General features: G+C 63.1%; 19 protein-coding genes, 1 tRNA gene and 2 pseudogenes. 8 read left to right on the top strand and 14 right to left on the bottom strand.

The features are described from left to right. Positions 1-21: 21 nt before the first annotated feature. From OZ403_RS01925 to OZ403_RS01915, 3 genes are all read right to left on the bottom strand, one after another. Positions 22-984 (bottom strand): hypothetical protein, encoded by a 963-nt coding sequence (locus OZ403_RS01925; RefSeq protein ID WP_268783328.1) that lies wholly within the window; start codon positions 982-984, stop codon positions 22-24. Positions 985-1,075: 91 nt separating this feature from the next. Next, positions 1,076-1,148 (bottom strand) — tRNA-Arg (locus OZ403_RS01920). Between the two features lie 292 nt (positions 1,149-1,440). Then, a complete protein-coding gene (locus OZ403_RS01915; protein ID WP_268783327.1) occupies positions 1,441-1,593 on the bottom strand; it encodes a hypothetical protein in 153 nt (50 codons plus the stop codon). Between the two features lie 32 nt (positions 1,594-1,625). Between OZ403_RS01915 and OZ403_RS01910 the strand changes: the two genes are divergently transcribed. Together OZ403_RS01910 and OZ403_RS01905 are read left to right on the top strand one after the other, a co-directional pair. After that, the gene (locus OZ403_RS01910) at positions 1,626-2,471 is read left to right on the top strand and encodes an AraC family transcriptional regulator (RefSeq protein WP_237081696.1); all 846 of its coding nucleotides are present in this window, start codon (positions 1,626-1,628) and stop codon (positions 2,469-2,471) included. 88 nt (positions 2,472-2,559) lie between these two features. Further along, positions 2,560-2,949 (top strand): VOC family protein, encoded by a 390-nt coding sequence (locus tag OZ403_RS01905; protein WP_140786815.1) that lies wholly within the window; start codon positions 2,560-2,562, stop codon positions 2,947-2,949. 345 nt (positions 2,950-3,294) lie between these two features. On the opposite strand, the gene OZ403_RS39595 is transcribed toward OZ403_RS01905, so the two are convergent. The 4 genes and pseudogenes from OZ403_RS39595 to OZ403_RS39580 all read right to left on the bottom strand — a co-directional run bounded on the left by OZ403_RS39595 (position 3,295) and on the right by OZ403_RS39580 (position 4,376). Next, positions 3,295-3,477: an integrase core domain-containing protein gene (locus OZ403_RS39595; RefSeq protein WP_442929720.1), complete on the bottom strand. Its 183-nt coding sequence runs from the start codon at positions 3,475-3,477 to the stop codon at positions 3,295-3,297. Between the two features lie 281 nt (positions 3,478-3,758). Then, positions 3,759-3,884, bottom strand: coding sequence for a hypothetical protein (locus OZ403_RS39590; protein WP_442929718.1), 126 nt, complete (start codon positions 3,882-3,884; stop codon positions 3,759-3,761). A 30-nt stretch (positions 3,885-3,914) separates the two neighbouring features. Further along, a pseudogene (locus OZ403_RS39585) lies at positions 3,915-4,004 on the bottom strand (hypothetical protein); the annotation flags it as partial. An 84-nt stretch (positions 4,005-4,088) separates the two neighbouring features. Beyond that, positions 4,089-4,376, bottom strand: coding sequence for a hypothetical protein (locus tag OZ403_RS39580; protein WP_442929717.1), 288 nt, complete (start codon positions 4,374-4,376; stop codon positions 4,089-4,091). Positions 4,377-4,786: 410 nt separating this feature from the next. Here OZ403_RS39580 and OZ403_RS01895 point away from each other — a divergent pair, with 410 nt between their 5' ends. Beyond that, positions 4,787-9,658, top strand: coding sequence for a hypothetical protein (locus OZ403_RS01895; RefSeq protein ID WP_268783326.1), 4,872 nt, complete (start codon positions 4,787-4,789; stop codon positions 9,656-9,658). Positions 9,659-10,084: 426 nt separating this feature from the next. Here the strand turns inward: OZ403_RS01895 and OZ403_RS01890 are convergent. From OZ403_RS01890 to OZ403_RS01860, 7 genes and pseudogenes are all read right to left on the bottom strand, one after another. Further along, positions 10,085-10,473: pseudogene (locus OZ403_RS01890) on the bottom strand (NUDIX hydrolase). 168 nt (positions 10,474-10,641) lie between these two features. Continuing rightward, positions 10,642-11,112, bottom strand: coding sequence for an NUDIX hydrolase (locus tag OZ403_RS01885; RefSeq protein ID WP_268783325.1), 471 nt, complete (start codon positions 11,110-11,112; stop codon positions 10,642-10,644). Continuing rightward, entirely contained in the window at positions 11,109-12,299 is a 1,191-nt protein-coding gene (locus OZ403_RS01880; RefSeq protein WP_268783324.1) for a DUF2380 domain-containing protein, read from the bottom strand. Before OZ403_RS01880 ends, OZ403_RS01885 begins: the two co-directional genes overlap by 4 nt. A gap of 337 nt (positions 12,300-12,636) precedes the next feature. After that, entirely contained in the window at positions 12,637-13,986 is a 1,350-nt protein-coding gene (locus OZ403_RS01875) for a hypothetical protein (protein WP_268783323.1), read from the bottom strand. Between the two features lie 120 nt (positions 13,987-14,106). After that, on the bottom strand, positions 14,107-15,402 hold the full coding sequence (locus OZ403_RS01870; RefSeq protein ID WP_268783322.1) for a serine/threonine protein kinase: 1,296 nt from the start codon (positions 15,400-15,402) through the stop codon (positions 14,107-14,109). A gap of 178 nt (positions 15,403-15,580) precedes the next feature. After that, positions 15,581-17,413 carry a serine/threonine protein kinase gene (locus OZ403_RS01865; protein WP_268783321.1) on the bottom strand — a complete coding sequence of 611 codons (1,833 nt, stop codon included), beginning with the start codon at positions 17,411-17,413 and terminating at the stop codon, positions 15,581-15,583. An 11-nt stretch (positions 17,414-17,424) separates the two neighbouring features. Further along, the gene (locus tag OZ403_RS01860; protein ID WP_268783320.1) at positions 17,425-18,351 is read right to left on the bottom strand and encodes a DUF2381 family protein; all 927 of its coding nucleotides are present in this window, start codon (positions 18,349-18,351) and stop codon (positions 17,425-17,427) included. 524 nt (positions 18,352-18,875) lie between these two features. Here OZ403_RS01860 and OZ403_RS01855 point away from each other — a divergent pair. The 5 genes from OZ403_RS01855 to OZ403_RS01835 all read left to right on the top strand — a co-directional run bounded on the left by OZ403_RS01855 (position 18,876) and on the right by OZ403_RS01835 (position 23,491). Next, on the top strand, positions 18,876-19,112 hold the full coding sequence (locus OZ403_RS01855) for a hypothetical protein (protein ID WP_268783319.1): 237 nt from the start codon (positions 18,876-18,878) through the stop codon (positions 19,110-19,112). 260 nt (positions 19,113-19,372) lie between these two features. Beyond that, positions 19,373-20,488 carry a hypothetical protein gene (locus OZ403_RS01850; RefSeq protein WP_268783318.1) on the top strand — a complete coding sequence of 372 codons (1,116 nt, stop codon included), beginning with the start codon at positions 19,373-19,375 and terminating at the stop codon, positions 20,486-20,488. Continuing rightward, positions 20,485-22,020 (top strand): primase-helicase family protein, encoded by a 1,536-nt coding sequence (locus OZ403_RS01845; protein ID WP_268783317.1) that lies wholly within the window; start codon positions 20,485-20,487, stop codon positions 22,018-22,020. The genes OZ403_RS01850 and OZ403_RS01845 overlap by 4 nt, the downstream gene beginning before the upstream one ends. Next, on the top strand, positions 22,017-22,268 hold the full coding sequence (locus OZ403_RS01840; RefSeq protein ID WP_268783316.1) for a helix-turn-helix domain-containing protein: 252 nt from the start codon (positions 22,017-22,019) through the stop codon (positions 22,266-22,268). The genes OZ403_RS01845 and OZ403_RS01840 overlap by 4 nt, the downstream gene beginning before the upstream one ends. Beyond that, entirely contained in the window at positions 22,265-23,491 is a 1,227-nt protein-coding gene (locus OZ403_RS01835) for a tyrosine-type recombinase/integrase (RefSeq protein ID WP_268783315.1), read from the top strand. The genes OZ403_RS01840 and OZ403_RS01835 overlap by 4 nt, the downstream gene beginning before the upstream one ends. Positions 23,492-23,503 lie beyond the last annotated feature (12 nt).

Raw genomic sequence — 23,503 nt, 5'->3', positions numbered from 1 at the left:
CCCCGGGAGAAAGTGCTGGCACTACCCGCGTCGCCACCACTTCCGCCGCGCGGCCCTCACGTCGGACCAGTCCACCAGGCAGTCCTGCACGTTCTCCTGGCCGCGCTGGGCGTCAGGCATGTCCCCGGACTCCACGCGCGAAATCAGCTCCGGCAGCCGCTCGTAGAACGTGGCCGAGCGGTACTGGGGATGCAACGTCCACAGGCCCGGCGCGGCGCCCAGGAAGTCCAGCCGCCACAAGCAGCGACGCTTGAGCCTCCGGGTGACCAGGTTCTCCGGCTCGCGGTACGGCGGATTGCCCGCGCGCAAGGCACGCAGCACGTGAATGGGCGGCGCCAGCTTCGCCTGCAGTGGCCCCACCCGGCGCACCATGGCGTCGCGGTCCACGAAGAAGGCGCGGCTGCTGAAGCGCCGGAAACGGAACGCGTGGGAGCCCTGTGCATCGGGCTCGTACCAGCGACCGTCTCCCGCAATCGTCCCGTCCGCGCGCGGCGGGCCCGACAAAGGACTGCAGCTCACCAACTCCTCGCGTGACGCGAGCTGCGCGGCCGCCTCCGCCATCCAGGTGCGTGACGATCCACCGACGAGCATGTCCGCGTCCAGGTGCATCACGTGCGGGTGCTTCGCCGCCGCGAGCCCGAAGAAGTAGGAATGGAAGGGCCCGCCGCGCGAGTCCTTCATGGGCAGCCGGGAGCCTCCGAAGAACTGCTCGGAGAGCGCCTTCGTGACGGCGGGGGAGTAGTCCACCTCCGCCACCCGGATGCGCGAGTCCGCCGAGGACAGCTCCGACAGCAGCGCGTCCATCTTCGGCTTTCGCTCCAGCCACGCACCCGCGAAGCGGCTGCCCTGGCTGCGGTGCAGGTCCAGCACGAGCAGCACCTCCTGCACGGAGGGCCCGAGCTGGCGAAGCTGATGCGGAAGGATGAGGCGCGCGTGCGGATGGTCCGTGGGCGCGAGGTTGATTTGCAGGGTGACCGGGCTCACGGAGTGTCCAGCAAGAGGGAAGTCGCGTCATCCATGACGGAGTGGACCCCACTTGCCATACCCACGGTGCGCCAGACAACTGAAGGAGGTGTGGTCCTGGCAGGAGTCGAACCTGCGGCCTCTCGGTCCGCAACCGAGTGCTCTATCCTCTGAGCTACAAGACCGGAACTGCGACTGCGAGAGCGCCCCAGCCACGGGGCGCGGTGTCAGAAGGAAGCGATGCCGTCGAACAGGTCTTCCGGCTCGGAATCAGTGGAGAGGGGATTCATGGGCGTCTCCTCGGGGATGAGCGCTCCGACAGGGAATCGAACCCTGTTCACACGGTAGACGGCCGTGCTGCGATTCCAATCGCATCCCGGAGCAGTGGGGTTGACCCGGAAAAGAAAGAGGCCGGGTTCCCTCGGGGAGCCCGGCCTCTGGCCTGCCATGCCCTGTCCTTCGACGGGGCACGGTGGGTCAGAATCCAGGCGGGCGATCTCGACGGGAGGTCTCTCCCCGCTCGGAATCAAGAGCGGTGGCCTGGCCAGCGAACGCGAGCGCATCGATGCCGATGACAGTATCGTTCAGGGTGTCGGGATTCATCGGGCTCGTCAGGTTCGCCGTCTTCATGGCCACCGCTCCTTTCATGGGAAATGGACGCAATGGCCGCACAGAGCCTGACGGGCTGTGCACGGGCTGAAGACAGGGACGCGATGGCGGAGGACGCACAGCAGCAGGGCTACACCCAGTGGGCACCGCCTATCGAAATGGCGGATGCGGTGGACGCGTTCTGGCAGTTCTGGGTGCCCCGAAAGCCACACGGCGTCCCCCTCCCCCGGCAGCACCGGGTCCTTCCGGATGGCTGCACCGACCTCATCTTCGGCTTCCAACACGCCCCAGGCCCGGTGTGGCTGGCCGCACCCCGGCTGGCCGTCGTCGGCCCCATGAAGCGCTTCGTCCTCGTCGACCTCGAGCCCGGCGGGGTGAGCCTGGGCGTCAGGCTCCGTCCTGGCTGGGCGCAGGCCCTGCTGGGTGTCAGTCCGCGTGAACTCTGCGGACTCAACGTCTCCGCCCAGGACTGCTCGCCCGCCCTCACGCAGCTTCAGCGGCGGATGGAAGACTGTGCCTCGCCCGCCCAGGCCATGGCCCTGCTCCAGCAGACCATCGCCCGACGCTGGGCTTCGTTCCGGAGCATCGCGAAGCCGCGTGCCGTCCAGGCCCTGGGACACATTCAAGCCTCGTCGGGGCAGGTGCGCATGGCCGCGCTCGCTCGCGCGCTGGGCGTGAGTGAGCGCACCCTGCACCGGGACATCCTGGACGAAGCCGGCGTACCGCCGAAGCTGCTCGCGCGCGTCCTGCGCTTCCAGCGGGCGGTGTCCCTGCTGCGCTCCCGCGAGGGCACGGACCTGTGTGACGTCGCGCTCGAATGCGGCTACGCGGACCAGGCGCATTTGTCACGAGACGTGCGGGAACTGGCCGGCGTGTCACCCACCGCACTCGTGGGTTGAGCGCTGTCCGATTCCTTCAAGACAGGCCCGCGCCATCCGTGTGACGACGCACTCACACAGACGTCCCACTGACCGACAGGAGTCCGCCATGAAGCTCGGCTACATCATCCTCTACGTACCGGACGTGAGCGCCGCCATCGCGTTCTACGAGAAGGCCTTCGGACTGGCGCGCCGCTTCATCCACGAGAGCGGTGGCTACGCGGAGATGGAGACAGGCACCACCGCCCTGGCCTTCGTCGAGGAAGGCGCGGCGAAGGAGCACGGCTTCACCGTGCGCCATCTGCGGCCGAAGGAGGACGCGGCGGCCATCGAACTGGCGCTCGTCACCACCGACGTGGCCGCCGCATATACGCGCGCCGTGGAGGCGGGCTCCGAGGCCACGCAGCCTCCCAAGCAGAAGCCCTGGGGGCAGACGGTGGCCTACGTGAGAGACCTCAACGGCGTCCTGGTGGAGCTCTGCTCGCCGATGGAGGGGTAGTGACAGCGCACCCCAAGCGCGCGCTCTTGTCCAAGCTGAGCTACGTCCCGAAAACAACCTTGCCGCGGGCGGGATTCGAACCTGCGGCCGGGCGGTGCGCCAACCCAGCAGAGTCGCGCCCTTACCTCGCATCCGCTCTGGAAGCCCCAGATTCGACTCCCGTCCAGGTCCCCAGCGTCCCGCCATGTTCCAGGGCGTTCCGCAGGGTCATGCGACATACGTGCAACATGGCGGGCGTCTGACGGCAAGTAGGAGCGATGTCGAATCAGCGATGGGCGACACAGGACGCGCTCGCGACTCAGAACGCCCAGAGGATCTGGAGGTGCCCCACCAAGTCGGACATGGTCAGTGGGGTGAAGCTGCGAGTCGAAACTCTCCCAGGGAGCGCATCTTCAGCGCCGTATGAGGGTGTACGGTGTTGTAGTCGAGAAACCAAGCAGGGAGCTGCTGGAGAACCGCATTGGCGCTGTCCAGTCGGGAGCGGCACCCATAGTCGCGATTGAAGCTCTTCACGAAGGACTCCGCCATGCCCTTGATCTCGGGGAGTAGCCCGGCTTTGCGCGAATGAGCAGGCCCAGGTTGCTTCCAAATTCGCGCGTCTCATGGGCCGTGAAGGCCGGGCCGTTGTCGGTCAGCCACTCAACGGAGTTCGCGGCTTGCCGGCACCTAGCGCCGAAGCAAGTACCCCAGCGCCTCAGCCATCAAGTCGCGCACCAGCGACTTGGCGATGCCTCCGGAGGTGGCCATTTAGCTACATGGCCTCGCGGCGCAGCAGTCCAGCGAGAAGGTCACCTGGACGCCTCTCTATTTTAGCAGCGAATCTTGAAGGCCTCCGAGCACCAGCGCAGGTTGCTCTTGAGGGTGGCCACCTTCCCCTCGTGGGTGCGCGTGGGATTGCCGTTGTGGCGCGCCAAGAGCAGCCCTGCGGCCCGCATGACTCGGTACACCCGCTTAGGGTTCACCCGAGGCTGCCCCACAGAGACGAGCTGCCGGTTCAGCAGTGCAGCGACGCGCCGGTAGCCGTAGCTGGCCCGATCCTCGGTGACGACACGAATCCTCGCCAGCAGGGCCTCGTCGGTGCGCTTGACGTAGGAGCCTCGCGGCTTCCCTTTGGGGGCATCCGAGTCCGAGGACTACACTCAGGGGACGAGGTTGCTCCTGGCGACGCCCAGGGCTGCGGCCACCGCCTTCACCGGGAACCACCCTTGAGCGGCAAGCCGGGCAGCGACGTTCGTTTTTTTGGGGCGTGCCAGCTCCAACGCCTCCTTCAGAATCTCGTTCCCCAGCGTCTTCTTGCCCAAGAGTCGCTCCAGCTCCTGGACCTGAGCCTGCGACCGCTTCACCTCGGACTCCGGCCCCACTGCCTCGTCTGCCCCCAGGTTGGACACCGACCTTTCCTCCACCAGTCGCCTCCAGTGGAGCAGCATGCTCGGCGACAGTCCATAATGGCGGGCCACTGAGGAGACGCTCTACCCCATCACCTCCGTTTCCGCCAGGAAGCAGCGCTTCTCCTCGGCGTTGAACCGCCGCCGACGTTCGGGACGGACTGGCGGGATGACCTCCATTTCAAGCGTCTTCGTATCCATCTCCTGGGCTGGTCTATGCGTTAGTGACCCGTCCGATCGAAATGGGGCTACACCAGCTAGCAGGACACATTCTCACGCCAAGGCTGGATCAATGCGTTAGCGGTCTGGTCGATTAGAGCAGAGGGTCCATGTCCCCCCGCATACGCGTCGGACTTGTGAGAATATCCACCTCACACCACACTTCCCTCAAATATTCCCCAGAAGAAAAGCTAGTTCTTCCATTAATTCAGCCCAACCAGAGGTGGCAACACATGAGCGGAGGACGTTCTGCGCGATTTGGATTCTTCTTTTCAGACCTAGTCGTCATTCGCCGCATCATTGAACACCTCATATCAAATCGAGCATCAGTGATCGAAGGGCGCCCTCAGTCACCTTCGCCACTCTTTCAAGTCGAATCCGCAATCATCCCAGAGCAAGCACCAGAGTGGGATATCGTCGAGAAACAAGCAACGCTTGAGAGACGAATAGTGCTTGAGGAGGTCAAAAGCGGCCCACTCAAAGCACCCGACAGAGAGACCTTCTGGAAGAGAATCCGTCAAACAGCATCCCGGTTGGATGCACATGAAAGATGTCAGATAATTCCTCGCCTGACTACCAACCGAGACAATCCAACAGATCACGAGGACCGCTGGATCAATCTTCGCACGGCAGTTACTCAGATCACCACAACACCAGAGAAAAGCCCGCACTTCACATCAACCGAAGCGCTCGCAACAGAGGCCATCTATCATCTGACGCACACGAGCACAGAGGACTCAAGTAGCAAAACCAGCGACAAACCGCTGAGCTTAGAACAGGCCAAATGCATCCTGGAGGCATTCGAGTTCAACAACAGCCTTGGCGCAAACACGCTCGAGGACGACATTGAACTCCTTATCGGGTCGCTAACCTTCAAGCTCCCTACCAAAGAACTCCTCCAAAGCCTCATTGGAACACTATACCAACGAGCATCTGCCAAAGATCCCTCGGCCCGGCAGTTCACCGCAGACGACATACACTCCTCGCTGAGCACATTGGAGCGGCTGGGCACAGTCAACCAAGCCGACGCCAGGATCTGGCACTCGTGGTCCAATCTCACCGAGAGTAGCCCAAATAATGACATAGACACCGAGCCCAAGCCAGGACTGCCCTACCAGGACTGGCACATAGTCCAACCGGAGATATCGAGGCTACTGACAACCACCACGCCACGTTTGCTCGCACTCATTGGCCGTGGAGGACTCGGCAAGAGTGTCCTCCTTGGAAAGCTACACCAGCATTCGAAGGAGTCTGGCAACATCGCCATTTGGCTTACCGGATTCGACCTCCGAGGCAAGACTCCCCAGCAAGTAGGCAGTATTCTTGAGCTAGGGGCATTTGCCTCTTCATTCGCTAACAAGCCACTTCACATATTTATCGACGCCCTTGAGAATTCGGCCGCCGATAATTCGGCACTCCCAGCGTTGCTCGCGAGCCTCAGCGATGTTGGCAGCCTTCCAAATGTGTACATTACTATGTCAGTTCGGGCAGTCACGTGGGGAGGGCTCGCCGGTTCTCAAGAGAAACTCCCACGCTGGTTGGCGGCTGAGTTGAGCGATTGGAATGAAGATCGAGTCCGTGAACTGATCAGCGGCTCGCGGCGTCCAAGTATCGGGGGGGGACTTCTCCGACTCTTGCGCACGCCACTCTTGCTCGACCTATTCTTACGTACTTTTAGCGGCGACGAAGCAATCCCGACTGGGCTCCAGACTCGCCATGCGGTATTGGATGCATATTGGGAGCGACGCGTTCTTCCGTCAAACAATCCCGATTCAGCCAAATCCCGCGAACTCCTAGCACAGTTCTGCGAGAGAGAAGCAGGCGGTCATTCCCGACACACATTCGTAGAGCCCGCAGTGCACAAACTTGCTTCCGAAGGCGTGTTCACTCAGCAGCATGGCACTTGGAGCTTTCGACATCCGCTGATTCGTGACTTTGCGATGGCGCAATGGGCCGCCATCGACAGCACCTCCCCAAAGAACATTATCAAGAAACTGGCAGGCATTACCGACAGCCTCTCTCGCTGGGGTGCTTTCCGCGCAGCAATCGAAGCAGCAGTCGAGTCATCTTCCCTTGGTGGACACATGCCGCCTCTGGAAGACCTTATTCGTGAAGTGAGCGCAGAGAGTCTCTCGACTCTTATGAGCGCCGCAGAAGTACTAGGGCAACTGGAAGCGCCGTCCTCGGTGAACCTGGGAAGCATCTTGCGCGAGATCTCCCCTGCGGAGTCCGCGGCTGAGTTCATCAACAGATTGCTTGATCTAGCTCGCCTGGATAGGAACGCAGCATGGATTCCATGGATTCTCTCACTTCCCCCTAGTGCGGAGTGGATTGAAGCCACACCCTGGATAGGACATCAATTCCTCCACCATGTCATTGAGTGGGTCGATGAGCTATCTAAAAATTGGTCAGGCTCCTCCGACGCACAAGCCGCTACGCCAGCTAAAGCGTGCGCACTGCGACTTCGTAACTGGTCGGCAGCTCCGAAGTTTGGCGCAGCAGGTTCAAACAAAAACAGTTTCAACTGGATGAAGCTCATCCCTCTGGTCTCAAGATTCCTGCCGACACAGGAAACACTGGACTGGATGCTAACAAACGCCCGAAGAACCATGTCGGCACAGAGTGCCATTCTCCAAGCGCTGCCAGCACTCGTAGTAGCCGCAGAGCGGCAGCGAGAGGAGCTTACCCCAGGGACTTTGGTTGAGGTTTTTTGCAGGACAGGAAACCTCACAAGGACCCCGTCTGGACTTTGCGAAGGCCCGCCCGACACCGCTCCGATCCAAGATAGCTTCCTCCGAACTCAACTAGCTCTTCTCGGCCACAACTCGGAAAGGAGAGGGCATCGAGGACTCCTGCGTGAGGCTCCCGAAGTCTTCTTGCCAGTAGCCTTCGACATGCTCTCTGGCTTCGCAGCGTCCCGCCGACAGAAACACCAGTCTCGCTCGACCCAACCTGACAACACCGCAACAGTCGTCTACGAGCCAGAGACCTCCTCAGCCGAGTTAGCCGATATCGAACGTCGAATCAAAGAAGCCCACCCTCCTACAGTCCGAGAGGAGGACATCTTCCAAGACATCATTGACGATACTGAATACACCGGCCACGTCACCGAGATTGCCTTCATCATCAATGATCTCGAAAACATGATAACCGAAGATTTGGATGCCGGCGGGGCCTTTGCTGTGAACACTTATTGGCCACTTGTCCAGAAGTCCCATTCAACCACCTCACGATTGATTCTCCTTGAGGCGCTCACAGGTGGCGGACGAGCGTACCCAGAACTGACCGACGAGCTATTGACTGTTCGCGCCCTCTACTTCATCTCGCAAGCCCACTATCACATCTATCAAGCACTCTCGTTCCGGTGGCCTTATCTCAGCGTAGAGACGCGCCAAATCATCCTGGCGAACATCGAGAGTGTTGCTCGGGCAAATTGGATGAATGGAGCCTACGCTGTCCCCCCACTAGCATCTGCTATTCCACTCCACGAACGGCCAACCTGGCTACACCCATACTTTGAGCTCTTCAGGCTCCAAAACTTCGATCCAGTGCCGACCGAGCCCTCTCCACCATACCATGACGTAAGATTCCACAGTTCACAGCCACAACCCGACGACATCGAAAACCTATCCCCATGGCAGAAGGTCGAACGTCAACGCTCAGGACAAATATCCATTCTAGGTGACGATTTTCTAGATCGACTCCACGATCTAAAAACTGCACTAACAACCAAGCTTCCTGAGCCTGCGGAAGTAATAGAGCGGCCAACACTTCCATATGCACTCCATACTCTACTCGAAAGCACCGCATGGAGACGCGTGCACAATGTGAGCATCCCCAGCGAATTAACATTGACATCCAGTGAGCTCATTCAGTTGCTCAACTGGAGCTTCGACATATTGCAGCGCTGTCACCTGGATACGCTCAGCGCCGACAATACTCCTATCAAGGCCCATGGGACGCCAAGCATAAATTCGCTACATCCCTGGGTCACAACACTGGAACTGGCAGGGGCAATCATCGCCAGCCCAGAACTTCGCGACAACTTAATATTCAACCAACAACTATTCGAGGAGATCGCTCGCAGAACAACAAGTAACTCCCCTGCTCTTGCTTGGCACATATTTCGCGCCATAGAACCATTTCATTGGGTGCGGGAAGGAAGTGCAGGGCGCGAACTTCTTAAGAGCTTCATATTTGAGAAGATTCGAGATCCTGGTGCGCTCGTCATGGCTTTCCGTCACACATTAGCTTTAGGGGCGACCGACGCCTGCCGAGCATTTCACCACTGGCTCTGCGAGCAGGACGCCCTTGAACAGAACGGAGACCTCGAAGGCTTCGCGCGATTGGCCGGCATTTGCCTGGGGCATTGCGCTTTCCCCTCAAGGAACGGTGAGCGCAGTCGGCTCAGGCAGCTCACTGACGAACTCCTATCGCACCCACCGACGCAAGGACTTCTGGCGGAAACTCATATGTACAGAGAGTGGTGCCTAGGGCTGACTTTTGGCGCCAAAAATGAAGTGCGCCGAACGGAACCAGACCATCAGCCCAGTGTCTATCCGGATTTCGCGTCGCTGCTAGACTTGATCTGGCAGCGGGTTAGGCTCCCCATAGGTGCTGCACCTAGCACGACTTTTGCCACATACTTCCTACACGCATTAACACCGGAACCAGCTTCATCTGATTTGCCCTTAGATAAACATGAACAACAGCACCACACATCAGTGCGCCTACTGTGGCCAAGTCTAGAGCCCATTGCACTCAAGATTGCATCAGATGGGAGGGCAGGAGACGTTTTTCAACTCGTCTCAGGTATCTTGCATTCAAACCTACCGGCAATACTTCGCGCGGCAGACCTTTTAGGCATTGTGAGAGCGTTACATGCCCGCGCGTTAAACCTGGGAACGAAGAATCTGACAGAGTTCCTACCGTATGGGACTGGCTGGCTTGAGGTATTTGACACTGGCACTGAATTAATCATGGCCGTGTCAACATCGCAGGGCGCTACCTCTCAAGTCAGAAGCTGGCTTCATGAAGTGTTGCAGGCATGGTCTAATCTAAAAGTCCCTAAAGCCCCTGAGATGGCACGGCTTCTTCGTGAATGACATGAGGAACAAAGACCAACCCAGAGACCAATACAGGCGATCTATTGCATCTGCACAAGCGTCGCCAGTAGAGGTTCACTGCTCAGGCAGGACTCGGTGCATCATTCATGACAGAGAGGGCGAGTCGTCAAACCAGTTTCCCGCCAGAGATTGGCGCACGACTCTCACGCGCATCCACATAAATAGAGCCTTGTCTGCGATAAATTCACGACATGATACACTCGGCACACGAAGGTTCGGAACTAGGCCCGGGCCCCTGATGCACCTTGTCCCGCAGTTTCCAAGAGCCCCGCCACATAGCTCACAAATAACCTCCGGTGCCGCAGTAGCCACGTGTATTTATTCGCTAAAGGCTTGAGACCAAGAACTGGTCGCCAATCCTCAAGAATAGTAACGAGCGCCAAGATTGGCGACCCACTGTTCCGATTAGGCTTCGTCATCAGGCAAGAACGTTCGAAGAAACTCGTCATCAGGCCCGAGCGGGCGCCAGCCAGCAGGAGAGGATTGGCACGACGTGCTGCCCTAGCCAACCTGCCCCGCTCCCTATGATTTTCTGCGGTGTATGCGGGCCAGGAGCCGAGTGTCTCTGCCACCTTGAATAGATTTGCCTCATCCATCACGACCGGACAACCGTTGGGCAGACTTTGAAACAAGAGGCGCGCGAGAACGTTGCGAATGAATCGTGTGACCAGATAGTGCTGCTCCGCCGCGTAGAGCAGGCCGCGCAACACCTGCGCAGCAGCAACATCGTTGTCCAATTCGTCGGCCAGGACGAAAAACGGCACGGCAGGCCGCGCGTTGGCAAAGGCCGTCAGTGAGTCGTAGCCTCACTCGTGGACCCGTTCGTACAGGCGAGCCTTGATGTTGCCCTACAAGGGATGTCCGTCGGTCATCGGATGCTCTCCTGCGAGGCGTTCTGCGATGAAGTAATGCATAGAGACGTGGTACCCCGCCTCGCCGACTAGCGGGGCCACCAACTCCGTTCACGCGTCTTCGTCGGGCAGGAGGGTCCGAAGAAGCTCGTCGTCAGGCCCGAGCGGGCGCCAGCCAGCGGGCGGAGGATCTGCGAGCAGCGCATCACCAGCTAGTTGCACACGACTCTCGTGCGTTTCTGGGACGATGCTGGACCAAAGTCCGAGTGCCTTCGCGATCCTGAATCGGTTGTCGTCATCCAACACGGCCGGCCAACCATCAGGGAGGCTACCCCACAGCTCGCGCACGAGTTGTCCACGCACCAAGCGAGTCACTTGCTTGCTTCGCACCGCTTCGGCCACCAGACCATCGTATACCTGGACTCCGGCAACGTCGTCCGGCCCAAGCACCTCGGCCAGAGCCACCAACGATGCGGTGGGACGAGACTCGGCAAAGGCCGTGAGAGAGTCATAGCCACGCTCACGGACGCGCTCATACAAGCGGGCCTTCCAGTTCCCCCGCCACGAACGTCCGTCGGTCATCGACTCTTCCCCTTCGTGAACTTGAGCGGGACTCCGTAGAACTTCATACGGTCTGCAACGATGTCCAGGACCTGATTCCGCGTCAACACCCGGCTTGCCCTCGACTCGGCATCGCTCAGTGCCTTCATGATCGTCCGGTTCCACTCGCCGGGCCACATGCGCCCCAGCTTCCAGTTACCACCACCGTGAATCGCCTCGTGGTGGGCCTGCTCCAGACGGACGCAGAACTGGTCGATGTCCATGTCGCCCTTGAAGCCGCGCTGCTCGAACCACTCGCGGTGTTCCTTCGGCATGACGTGATGCTTAGGGGCCTCGGACATGCCCGCGCCCGCCCTGCCCGTCACTCGCATGCCGCGTACCTCGGGGCTGTCCCCCAGCGATTCTCGCACGCCCCTGGGCAAGGCCTCGTTCGCCTGGGCCATCATCACCTGCCCACCGTGAATGCGGACCGCTGCGCTCACGACGGGAAGCGAGATGACGCCCGCCTGCACCAGCCTTCGCATCATCTCCACCCACTCAGCGGAGACGACCAGCCGCGAGCCCGCCATGACGCCCCCCGAAGTCATCACAAGCCCCACGCCGAGCATCGCGGGCGCGGATGGCGGGGGCCGGGGCAGTGACATCTTCAGCGTGGAAATCAGGGCCAGCATCTCCACCACCTGCACCGCGACCATGACCTTGCCGCCCTGCTCCATGGCCGAGCGCGCGTCTCGCTGAATCACGTCAAACTCATGGGTCAGCTTCCCCATCAGCTCCGGCATCTCGGTCGCCGCCACTTCGATGCGCTCGGAGTCCATGGACGCCAACTCCTTCAACGCGGGCTCCATCAAGCCCTGGACGCGACTCAGGTCCACGAACAGCTTCTCAGTGCCGCACATGGGGCAGTCTCGCAGCAGGGCGTCAGCAAGTTGAAGAAAGTCCACCCACGTGGCCAGCAGCAGGGTTCCGAACATCGCCGCCTGGAGCCGGGACCCCGTCATCTGGAGGATGCCCAGCGCCATTCCTGAATCCCCCACCTCCGACGCCACTCCCGCCAGCGCAGTGGCACTCCCCAGCGATCCTCGGAGCCACGTCAGTTGCTTGGAGCCATGGTCGAGATAGCGCGTAAACACGCCGTCGAGTCTCCGGCCACCGAGAGAGGAAGGGCGCGACGCAAGTCGCGAGCGCGCGCCTTCGATGTCCTCCATGGAGCGCTTCACCTCATCAATGGCGTCGAGGGTTGCCTGACGTACCGCTGCGGCGCTCTGCACTCCCCCCCCGACAGCGACGGACGCAGTGCCAGGCACAACCCCTGTTGCGTCGTGCCGTGGCCCCCGCTGGCGCGCTCGCCGTTGGTCCGCCTCGGACCCGGAGATTGAAAATGGAGAAGCATCCACGGAACGCGGAGGCTCTTCGTTTGGCGAGTGTTCCCAATCGGAGGACGTGGCCACGCGCGGCGCATGGTGCAGCGCTTCGCCAAGCCCGGAGGCATGAGCCATCGAAGCGGCCCCCGTGGCCAACACCGCCACCACCCACAGCAAGGCGTTAGCGCGCATTGTCCACCCCCAGGCCCACCGAGGCGAAGGCTCCCGGCCGCAGCGTCCCTTCCGCCGTGGGGAAGAGCAGCGTGCCTCCCGTCCCCATCGCGTAGAGCTTCCCGCCCAGGAATCGCCAGCGCACTTCTGCCGCCCCCAGGTAGCGCGCTCCGGGTTGCCCCATGCCCACGCCCAGGCCCTTCAACGCTACTTCCAAACTGCGCTCGAAGAGCTGCACCGCCACGCGCCCGTCGACGTCGAAGCGCCCCCAAGAGAACGCCTCCGCGCCCAGCGACAGCTTCAAGTGCCTATAGAGCCCCCCGTAGCTGACCGCGTCCCAGCCCACTTCGGCCTCACCGAATGCGGAGTAGCCGTCCGGGAAGCCAGCATCCGCGAGCGGCACGCCATCCGTGCCCGCCGCCTGAAAGCGCGCCAACTCGTAGTCCGCCCCGAAGAAGCCTTGCCGGAAGCCGCCACGCTGGCGCCGCGCCTCCAGCCGCAGCCGCAGATTGAGTGTCTCCGTCCCCGCGTCCAACCCCGCGCCCGCAACAGCCCCCCATGCGCCGCCCTCACCAGGACGTCCACCCCAGCCCGCCACCAAGTGGACCTCGTAGTCAGGTCGCACCACCACCACCGCCATTGCATCCGCATGGGCTAGCGTCACCGATGGCGCGCGTCCACCCGCTCGCCCCCAGTCATGCACGGCGGACAGCGCCAGGGTGTACCGACTGTGCTCCTTGGCCTTGCCGAAGAAAACGTGCTCCATGTCCAGGGAGAACTCCGCGCCCATCAGCCGCGCGCCCAGCACATCCGAGACGAACGCTTCCGTGTAGAGAGGCCCCAGCGTGCCCGTGAGGAAGCCTCCCGCCGGGTGGTAGTCCGGATTCGCACGGTTGGAGTAGCGGCGGACCAGATGCCCGGAGAGCAGGCTGTAGCTCTCCAATCCACCGAACCACACCCCCAGCGGCGCGTTGTCCGAGCCGAACTTGAGGCCACGGACGAGTTGCCCCCAGTCCGAGAGAGAGTCCCAGTCCTCTCGCCGCACAAACCCCGCGCCCTCACCACCGCCCCACATACGGAAGCGCACGGGAGCCCCCACGTTGACGCCGAACTCGGGGCCACCGTCGATGATGAAGGTGGGCTCCACCTGGACGAAGCCGTCATCACTCCCAGCGCCCGCGCGAGGAAGGAACGCAAACGTCGTCGCCTCCACGCGCATCAGGTAGTGCCACCTGTGCGACGGCAAGGCCAGTGGAGTAGACGGCGCCTCTTCCTCGGGCGAGACAGGCTCCGCGGCCCATCCCGTCATCGGCAACAGAATCAACAGCAGCGCGGACAGATACCTTCGCTTCCTGTGCATACACGCCTCCTGTGCGTGCCCCGACATGAGGCACGAGAAACACACGTCTCCCGGTCGGCCTGACGGCTGGCGCCGTTCCGGTGGTGAATCAGCAGTGGTGAGAGGGCTTGAGGGCAGCCGTTAAACGGTCGGCTGCTTCGTCAACGCGCGACGGGGGCCTGCGCCGGGCTCCGTTGGCACTTCGTCCGGATGGAGAGCGCCCGCCGACGCGCGACGCACGCCCCCACGGGGTGACGGCGCTTCCGTCGTGGGCTCGTAGCCGCCCCGCTCCGTGGTGACAGGGGGCGTGATGCCGCCCTCGTCGCTGGGCACCTCGAAGTCCCAGAGTCCCTCACTGGCATCCGCGAGCGCCCGCTGAATCTCTCCCAAGGCATCCTCGCGCGTGTAGGGCCCCAGCCGAGCCAACTGGGCACGCAGGATGATTTCCAGCTCAGCAGCCGTCCCGAAGCGTTCGGCGGGGCTTCTGCGCAGCATCGTGTGGAGGATGTCCCGAAGGGGAATGGAGAGCCCTCGCGCGGCCTGCTCTACGTCGTCGGAGCGGAAGGCCATTGCACACCAGATGGCGTCTTCCGCGAACTCGGGCAACTCCGTCACCACGGACGCCACGGAGGCCGAGAACGCCTGTTCCCTCTCCACCTGCGACATTCGCGACTCCACCTCCTCAATGCGAACATGGCCCGGGTCGTAGAGGTGACGGCCCGTGGCGAACTCCAACAGCGTCAGCCCCAGGGAGAACACGTCGGCTCGCGCGTCCACCACCTCGCCCAGCAACATCTCCGGTGCCGAGTAGAGGACCTCACCTTGGGGGCGCGGCAGGGACGTGGCCAACCGCCCCGACAGGCGAGAGAGGGCCACACCGAAATCCGTCAGCCGGACCTCACCATGGGGCCCCACGCGGATTCGAGCGGGATTCACGTCACGGTTGACGATGCCAAGAGGAAAGCCCGCGTCGTCCGTGCGCTCGTGCGCATAGGCCAGCGCCGCCGCGACCTCCGCTCCCACGTAGAGAATGAACGCCTCGGAGAAGTAGCGCCCGCGAGCCTGGGCGACGGCCAGCAACGTGTTGAGGGACAACCCCTCCACATGCTCCATCGCCACGCACAGGCCCTGCGGAATTTCATGGAGGCCATGGACGCGGGCGATGCGCGGGTGACGAAAGTACTGAGCCAGCCGCACCTCTTCTTCCAGTCGAGCGCGGGCGCGAAGGTACTTCTCCGTCACGTCCGTGGACTTCGGAACCGGCAAGCACTTGAGCACCACGCAGTCACCGAGGCCCTTGGGTGTGCGGGTCCGCGCGAGGAGGATTCGCTCACCCACGCGCCCCTCTCCCAAGTCCCGGAAGAATTCGTACGAGGTGTCGCCGTTGGTGAATAGGACAACGCTCCCGGCAGGCCGAGAGTCAGACGGATTGGACATGGACAGGAAACTCCGAGTGCCCGCGCGAGAGGTATTCGCGCAAAGGCAGACTCAAGGTACCGCCAGCCCATGCCGAGTTGAACGACGTGTCAGGTCTAAAAAGATGGAAATCTCATTCACTCCAGGTGAACAGAGAAAGGCCAAATCTGCAAAGTCTCTTTACGCTCCCCGAGGGAAACTAGGGCCAGCGCTCGACGAAGTAGGCCGGGAACGACCGATTGAGGTGAGCCACCCCTGGTTTGGAGTCAGGCCCCTTCTCCATGTAGCCCTTGCGCCCCAAGACGATGCACACCGGAACAGTCCGGCCGTCCGGGAGCTGTGCCTCCGTGTAGCGTCCCACTGCAACCTCTCCACTTGTCCACAGGTATCCCGAGAGGAGCGTTCCCTCTGGGAGCCCGCGAACGTCGCTAACACTCACTACCCCAGTTACAGGGCCGTCCTCATAGAAGCCCGGCTCCGACTGAAAGCCGGGTTGCCGTCGGTCGAGAGTGAGAATCACTGAATCGCCCGGTCTTAGACGCAGTCCCCCCTTCATCTGTCGACTGAACATGACCTCGCGCGCTTCGGAGGGGCAGTCACCGGGCTCGGGCCGCACCTGGGCACTGGGGCAGCCCATGGAGAGCGCGGCAACAGCGGTTGCACCCGCGCACGTCTTGAGGAACCCGCCCCACGGAGACGGAGGCCAGCTCGAACGGGAGGCCAGGGCCTTCGGCTTCCTGGAGGTGGACTCGGCGGGAGGGAGCATCGGAACGGGAGCGCGCTTCACGGGAGGGCTATCTTTCTCGACAGGTACGGGAGGGGGCAAAGCTACCCCAGGGGACGACACCAGGGGGGCAGGGGGCACGGTAGGAGGCGGGGAGGAGGTAAGACCAGCGTCCCGCACCGGAAGGGCCGTAATGGGCATGCTGGGCCTCTCCGCCTTCAAGGCAGGGCGCAGGGCCACGTAGCCAACAAGCGAGGCCGCCAGGAGCGCCAGGATGGCCACAGCGCCCGCCACGCGCCGCCCAGAGGCTCGCTTCGGCAAGGAGGGCTGCGCTTCATCCTGGGGCACGTCGTTATGCGCCACGTCCAGGGCAAGCGGAAGGTGCGGCGTGGGGACATGCAACGTTGCCGTCCACGCATCGCCTTCTTCGTGTAGCAGCGCGTCCAACTCACGCCGCATGACTTCGGCGGAAGGGGCGCGCTTCTCGGGGTGGCGCTCGATGAAGTGCATGGCCGCCGCGCTCAAGGACACGGGCACGCGCGGATTCAGTGCGTGCGGCGCGGGGGGAGGCCACTGGGCACCCACCAGGACGCGGGGCGTTTCGCTCACGGGCTGGGGATTCGTCAGCACGTCATAGAGGCAGACGCCCAGCGCGTACACGTCGTCGGTCGCCTTGAACTCGTAACGCGCATCCTGCTCGTCTCCGTGTTCGCGAAGGAATCGTGTCGCCTCGGGGGAGCGATAGCGCCGGGTGCCAGGTGGCAAGGGCGTGTCCGTCAACTCCGGGGCCAGCGTGTAGTCCCCCGCGCTGAAATCCAGAACGAAGGGCTCGCCATCCGTGGCGCGCACGAGGATGTTTCCCAGCTTCAAGTCGCGGTGGAAGACGCCACGCGAATGCAGGTGGGCGAGAGCGCCAGAGAGCTTGCCGAACACCCGGGCCACTTCATGCGCCGTGGGGTGCGTCTTCTCCACCCACTCTCCCAGCGTGTAGCCCTCCACGTAGTCCAGCACGACGTAGAGCCACCCCTGGGTCGGGTGCTGCCAACGGCCATGGGAGTGGACCCGCACAACGTTGGAGTGGCCGCTCACCTGGGACAGACAGACCATCTCCCGCAGCAGTCGCGCGTCGGCCTGCTCGGAGTCCCCGCTGCTGGCCCGGTGCATGGCCAGCTTCATCGCGAAGTGGTGGCCCTCCTTCTCCACGAGATAGACGGCGCCGAAGCTCCCCGCGCCCAGCGGCTTCACAACGCGCCAACCGTCCACCGTCTGCCCAGGTTGCAGGTGTGCCGGACTCAACCCGATCAACATGGAAGGCGGTTCTAGAACGGGAGTCGAGGAATGAGAAGGCGCCGAGCGCCCTCACTACTATCGCGCAGCTCCAACCGGAGTACCGCCCCTTCTGGCCAACTGGGTGCCCCTGTTTCCACCACCACGAGGGCAGCCTTCCCCGGCTCAATCCGGGGCTCCCTCATGTGCACCGCAAGCACATTGATGCGCTCGCCGCTCGCAACTAGGGAGAGTCGAGCCTCCACTGGGCTCCAGGACTCCCTACCGCCATTGTGGACCCGAAGCGCCACCGTCGCCCACGTGCTCGTGCGATGCGTCCACCCTTCCACGAACTCAAGCCCGCTTCCCCCCTTCTGGCCGACTCCTGACTCGACTCTTTCACTCTGCAAACCACCTCGGTCCAGCAAGCCCGCGAAAATCATCCCAGCCGGGCCGCTCGCCACAGAACGAGCACGGAGCGCATCCAACTCGGCATCCTTGGTCGCGCAGGCCGCGCGCACCTCGTCCAGCTCGGCCTGAATCGCATCTGCAGTACGCGGCAGGCGCGACACCATCACCTGTGCGTCCACCTCTGCGGGGTGCGTGACGAGCGAGAACACGACGCGGGAGGGAGCCGCGCCATCCGCGAACGGGACGATCAGTTCCATGACGCGTCCGGGCCCCAGGTCCATCGCGGGATTGAGGAAGATGGCCCGAGTCGTGACCTCGAACAGCGCAAACCGGCTTCCACCGTCCCCAAGCACCACCGCGTCACGGTCCACTGAGGAGTCGAACTCCAGGGCCGTGAAGTAGCCCGGCGCGACGTGAAGAACCACAGGCTTGCCAGACGTGACTGCCGAGAGCGCCACCCGCCGCCGCTTCAGCTCCCGCCCGCGCAAAGCTTCCTGGGGCTGTGCCGCAGCCGTCAGGCCCACGAGGAGAACGAGGGGCAGGGCTAGCCGGGCCAGTGACGAGAACACGCGCGGGCGACCTCCAAGGGGCATGGCGGGACCGTACCAGGATGCGCGCGGCGTCCAGCCCTTCTCCGTTTGTCCTGGCGCTGAGGGATTCGGCAACTTTCTGCCTCAAAAGTGCCCCTGCGCCCCTCACAACGGCGCCCACGGCAAGACACGGAGACGACGGGGGATTCGTTCAGCTCAATCCTTCCGGCACGAACAGTTCAGCGTCGGGGGCCTCGCGATTTTCTGCGGGATTTTCTCAGCGTGTACCACCGCCAAGCACAGTCCTGAGTGGCCACCCATCGGAAATCCGAGCCGGGGGGCCTTTGCAGGTCGCCCGCGCCACCCACGGAATCCGCACCCATTTAGCTGAGGCCACATCCAGTCAGCCGTGGCCGAAAAATGGCCCGGAAATGGGCGCGTGGGCCACCCGCAAAAGCCGCACGCATTTACCGGGGGAAGGACACCGCTAGACGTGGCCATGACAGTCCAGTGGACCACGCGCGGCGGGCGTCCCCATCAACACCGTTTGAGGAGCCCAGCACATGATTGAACAGGTCGAGCAGTACCGCCCTCGCATCGTCGCAGCGCTCACCGACGCAGGCCCCCACGGGCGCACCGTGAAGGAAATGTGCGGCGCGCTCGGAGCGGGAGAGCAGGCCATCCGGCGCAGTCTCGCGGTGCTCGTCGCTGCTGGCGTGGTGCGCGAGTTCTCCAAGTACCAGCCCGGCGTTCGCGGCGCGGTGCCTCGGGCCTACAGCCTTGTCGGGAAGGGCGAATGAGCGCGCGCTGTCCCCAACCCCACCGAGGCCATGACGCTGTGACTGACGGACGATGGTCTCCACTCCCTCTTCTTCTTTCTTCTCTTAGGAATGAGAGGTCTCCGTCACTCCGTCACCTACAGAGTGAAAAAGGCCATGACGGAGCTGTGACGGAACACCCAGCGCCGGTGCGTCCGTCACCCCCCCGCGAAGTGTCGCCACTCCCTGTTCAACACCGCGCCGTCGTCGTGCATCCATCGAACTCCCCAGCGTCGGGCCCCATGACTTGGACTCTCTGCATCACCCCTTCGCGATTCCAGCCAGACCAACTCTCCGTCCGGGAGTTCTCGTCCATCGATGGCCTCATGTCGGAGTTCTTCGAGGACGCCCTGGACCCGACGCTTCGCACGGAGAAGGACGGTCACGCCGTCATCCCCGCCAAGCCTCTCCCACCGCGTACGGATGGCTTGTACGAGGGCAAAGGCGGCACCCCCACGCCCACGCCGTACAGGCGCAATGCGAACTTCTCGCACGTCACCCTGGCCGTCGTGGACTTCGACTGCGAGGAACAGGCCGCGTTGGATGCGTGGCTCGCGAGCCTTCGCCAGCGTGGACTCTGGTTCCTCGCATACCCGACCCATTCCTACGGGCATCCCATCAAGCCCATCCGCTACCGCGTCGTCCTCCCGTTCAGTGAGCCCGTCGCGGTTGGCTCGCCCAGCCGGTGGGCCGACAGCCTCTGGCCGCGCCTCATGGGCTACTTGGGACTCGCGGCGCAGGCGACGGCCGCGTTGAAGGCGGATGCGTCCTGCAAGGACGTGGCGCGCCTCTACTACCTTCCAAGCTGGAACCCCGCGAACCCCACCCCGCGCCCGGCTCCCGAGCATCACCGAGGCCAACCGCTCGACGTGGAAGCGCTGTTTGGCCCCATGCTGCGCCAACCCTTCGCCCGCTACATCGAGCGCCCCAGCGTGCGGCAGGTCGCCGGAGCGGCCTCCGTGGACCGCCAGGCCGTTCGGAAGCGACTGAGCCGCTTCAAACGGAAGGACTACTGCCAGGTCATCGCGCAGATGGACGCGGGCGAGGTGCTCATGCTCGACGGCCAGCGCCATCTTGGCATCAACCGGCTGACGGAGATGCTCGCCAGAGTTGCCGCACCGGAAGAAAGCTCAGAGAGCCTGCTCGCCATCGCCCAGCGCTCACTCGATGCGCTCGGCAAGCTGGAGCCCTCCCGCGACGTCTGGGGGGAGGCACTTCGAGGGCTGGACGGCGCACGCGCCAAGCTCCAGCAGTGGGACCTTCAGCAGAAGGCCAATCGCGAGGCGGAAGACGCCAAGTGGCGAAGAACCGTCCTGCTCGTGGCGACCTCCAACCACCGAATTGGGAGCGCCTCATGACTCCGAACTCCCCTCCCGAAAATGAGGCCGCCACGGACGCCGACCGAGAAGCGGCACGCGCGGAGATTGCGAGCCTTCCCCTGGTGAAGGTCGTCCCCCTGGAGCGCTATCTGTCGCGCCGACCGGGTGGCCGCTCCTTCAGCTCGGACTTCCTCACCCAGAAGGCCGCCGAGGACTACTTGATACTGCGCCAGCTTCTCTCCCCACGCGACACGTGGCCGAGAGGTGCCAGCCCCTTGGCCGTAGGACCCAACGTGTCGCAGATCTGCGCCGGAGTCATGGGGCTCGAATGCCGCCCCAACGCCCCCGAGTTGTTGCCTCGCGAGGACGATACGTATGCGGTCAACACGTGGGAGGCACCAACGCTCACCCCAGCGCCGGGGGACTGGGCCGACGTGCGACGCGTCCTTCGCTGGCTCGCGGAGGATGAAGGCGGGCTCAACTGGCTCCTGAACTGGATTGCGTTCAAGGTGCAGAACCCAGGTTCCAAGCCAGGAACCGCGGTCCTGCTCCAGGGGCCCCCGGGAACCGGAAAGAACGTGCTCTATCGCATCCTGGCGCACGTACTCGGCCCCGCGAACTGCGTCCAGATTGGAGAGGACGACCTCGCCAAGCCCTATAACCACCACTACGCCACGAAGCTGTTGGTCTTCGCCAACGAGTTGCTCGACAACCACAAGCGCGGTGGGGCGCTGGGCGACGGTCTCAAAGCGACCATCACCGATGGCGAGGTGTTCCTGGAGAGTAAGGGCGTTGCCCGGACTCCAGCGGTCAACCGCGTCGCGCTCATCGCGGCGACCAACCGCTCCAAGCCCATCGAACTGGAGGAGAGCGACCGGCGATGGACGGTCTTCCACAACAGGACGAAGCCCGCCGAGTACCAACACCCGGACCTGGGGCTGTCCCACCGCGATTTCTTGGAGTCGCTCCATGCTCCGGGCACGGATGACGCCTTCACACGAGAGTTCATGCGGCAGGTGGCCGCCTTCGCCTACGAGATGAGCACCCGAGCGGTGGACATGAAGCGAGTCCGCAGACCGCACACGAACGCATCCCGCGATGAACTCCAGCAACTCAGCGAGCCCGTAACGGAGCAATTCCTCCGCGAACTCAGCGAGAGCCCCGAGCCAGACCGACAGCTCTACAATTGGGCGACACACGTCCCCCACTTCGCCTCGATTTGGACCACGAGCACCGGGCCCCGAGTCGGAAAGACCCAAGCGCTCACAAATGACGCCCTCTTCGTGGCCATGGTGGGGTTCTGCAAGTCCACCGGACAGAAGCACGCACCACAGAAACGGACCTTCCTGGCCGCGTTGAAGGCAGCGGGTTGGGTTGAGCACCGCGACAACAAGGCGCGGGGCTGGCTTCCGCCATGGCACGTGAACGGGAGCAATGCCCCTTCGAGCCACGACGCGAAGGTCGTTCCGTTCCCCTCGCCGAACTCCATCCCGCAATCAACCTCGAATGCCCATCCCCACGTTGCGCGCCCGCGCTCCCTGCGGGACCGACTGCTGGGGAAACCTTCATGAGCCACAGCACCTGTCGCAAGGCCCCTGTGCTCGCATCGGTGGCCCACCCCGGGGTTCCCGACTTCCTCACCGTGGAAGAGGCCGCAGCACTCCTGCGCGTGAACCGGAAGACGCTCTACGAGTCCATCCGGCTTGGACAAATGCCCGGGGTCGTCCGCATCGGGAAAGCAGTCCGCATCCACCGCGCGGCCTTGGTAGAATGCCCCACAGGTAAGGGCCGTGATTCTGCGCTCGGGAGTCAACGATGAGCGTCAGGTTGCGGAAGTGGCAGAACAGCAGGACTGGGAAGGTCGAGGAGGCTTGGCAAGTGGACTTCGTGTTCCACCACCCGGACGGACGGCGACAGCGAGTCGTGAAGTTCTCGCCCGTCCAGACGCGCCGGGGCGCCGAGCAGTATGAGCGCGAATTGCGTAACGCGCTCCTCAACGGGACTTTCGGAAAGGAGAAGCAGAAGGAGGAAGGCTGCGCGCTCACATTGGAGAAGTTCGCACCGCGCTTCCTCACCTACAGCGAGAACAACAACAAGCACTCCAGCGTCGTCAGCAAGCGGCAGATTCTTGATGACCACATCGTCCCGTTCTTCGGAGAGATGGCGCTGGACGCCATCGGCCCGGCGCAAATCGAGGACTTCAAAGCGCTGATGCGGAAGAAGAAGTCTGCGGCGCACGCCCGGAAAGAGAACGCGACCCAGTCAGCCATCCGCAAGCGCAAGGCTGCGGGCCCGAAGGCGTTGAGCTTGAAGACCATCAACAACGTCCTCACGGTTCTGAGCAAGCTCTTGGGCGTGGCCGTTGAACAACACGTCATCGCCCAAGCGCCGCGCGTGAAGCTCTTCGGGAACGTGCCCAAGCCGACCTTCGACTTCCTCTCATTCGAGGAAGCCGAGCGGCTTGTCGATATGGCCGAACTGGAGTGGAAGCCCGTGCTCCTCGTAGCCATCAAGACGGGGCTTCGTCAGGGGGAGATTGTCGGGCTCCAGTGGCCTGACGTGGACCTGAAGCGGGGGCTCCTCCACGTGCGCCGGGCCATCTGGCGTGGCGTGACGGACGTGCCCAAGGGAGGCCGTGAGAGAACGGTTGAATTGCCCGCATCCGTGGTGGACGCACTCAAGGCGCATCGGCACCTGCGCGGGCCCTACGTGTTCTGCCTGGATGACGGCAAGCCGCTGACTGCCCACAGGATGGAGAGGCCGCTCCAGCGCTCACTTCGACGAGCAGGCATCACGCGCGAGGTGGGAATCATCGGCTGGCACGACCTGCGCCACACCTACGGGAGCCACCTTGCGATGAGGGGCATCCCGCTGAAGGTCATTCAGGAGCTGATGGGCCACGCCACCATCGACATGACGGAGCGGTACGCCCATCTCAGCCCGGATACGCGGAGGAACGCCGTCCGCGTCCTGGACCTGCCTCTTGCGCCCGCATGCGACACAGGTGCAACACGGACGGAGGCCGTTGCCAACCATGCATAATTAGGCTCGGAA

The organism is Myxococcus sp. NMCA1, assembly GCF_026810205.1.
Classification (GTDB): domain Bacteria; phylum Myxococcota; class Myxococcia; order Myxococcales; family Myxococcaceae; genus Myxococcus; species Myxococcus xanthus_A.
Note: the sequence above shows the minus strand (reverse complement) of the source record. Positions and strands in the feature narration are given on the sequence as shown.